This is a genomic window from Enterobacter sp. Ag1, assembly GCA_000277545.1.
Lineage (GTDB): Bacteria > Pseudomonadota > Gammaproteobacteria > Enterobacterales > Enterobacteriaceae > Cedecea.
The window spans coordinates 1-955 of sequence record AKXM01000014.1 but is presented as its reverse complement, the minus strand read 5'-3'; the positions used below and the strand labels follow the sequence as shown (position 1 = coordinate 955).

Here is a 955-nt window from a genome sequence, read left to right as displayed (position 1 = left end):
TCAGCCACTCGGACACCTCACCATATTGTTTTGCTGCACACCTTAGGTGGGCAACGGGGCGCTACTATAGGGAGTCAGCCCTCTTCGGTCAAGCCTAATTTATGGATTATGCCGCGTTCGGTTAAGGTGTGAGCGGTTGAGGCGGTTTTAAGGCAAATTCGTCGAAAAAAGCTCCCGCCCGGGTAATTCCTGTGGGCGGGAGAGGGTTAATCATCGCGCTAGCTGGCATTACCTCCCAGCGACTGCCAGAGCGTAATGCGGTTCTCCAGCGCCGTTTGCTGCAGTGAAATAAGCGAGTGGCGAGCGCTCCATAGCGTGCGCTGCGCCGTTAAGGCTGTCTGATAATCGCTGATGCCAATCTGCTGCTGTTTTTGCACTATCTCCAGCGAGACTTCCGCACTGGACATCGTCTGCTGTGCCAGCTCAAGGCTGCTGGTTTTTAACCTGCTAAGGTTTTCTTGTCGGAATCAAATCAAGGTCGACGTACAAATATTGGGTGAATTGTGAAGGGTATATGGCGGTGAGGGAGGGATGATTCTCGCGCCATCCGTGGCGCTCACCCTGCGGGTTGCCGAAGGCAATGCAAAACGGTCATTCTGCCGTTTTGTCGAACCCGGTCGAGGGTTCTCATCCGTCCCTCAAGGGGTTACGGGTAATAAAAAAGCCTGAACGTGAGTTCAGGCTCTCTTATCGAATATGGCGGTGAGGGAGGGATTCGAACCCTCGATACGTTGCCGTATACACACTTTCCAGGCGTGCTCCTTCAGCCACTCGGACACCTCACCATATTGTTTTGCTGCACACCTTAGGTGGGCAACGGGGCGCTACTATAGGGAGTCAGCCCTCTTCGGTCAAGCCTAATTTATGGATTATGCCGCGTTCGGTTAAGGTGTGAGCGGTTGAGGCGGTTTTAAGGCAAATTCGTCGAAAAAAGCTCCCGCCCGGGTAATTCCTG

General features: G+C 53.5%; 1 tRNA gene and 1 pseudogene. Both read right to left on the bottom strand.

Features of this window, described 5'->3' with window-relative positions:
- Positions 1-218: 218 nt before the first annotated feature.
- A pseudogene (locus tag A936_RS06655) lies at positions 219-425 on the bottom strand (TolC family protein); the annotation flags it as partial.
- A gap of 272 nt (positions 426-697) precedes the next feature.
- Positions 698-785 (bottom strand) — tRNA-Ser (locus A936_RS06650).
- Between the last annotated feature and the right edge of the window lie 170 nt (positions 786-955).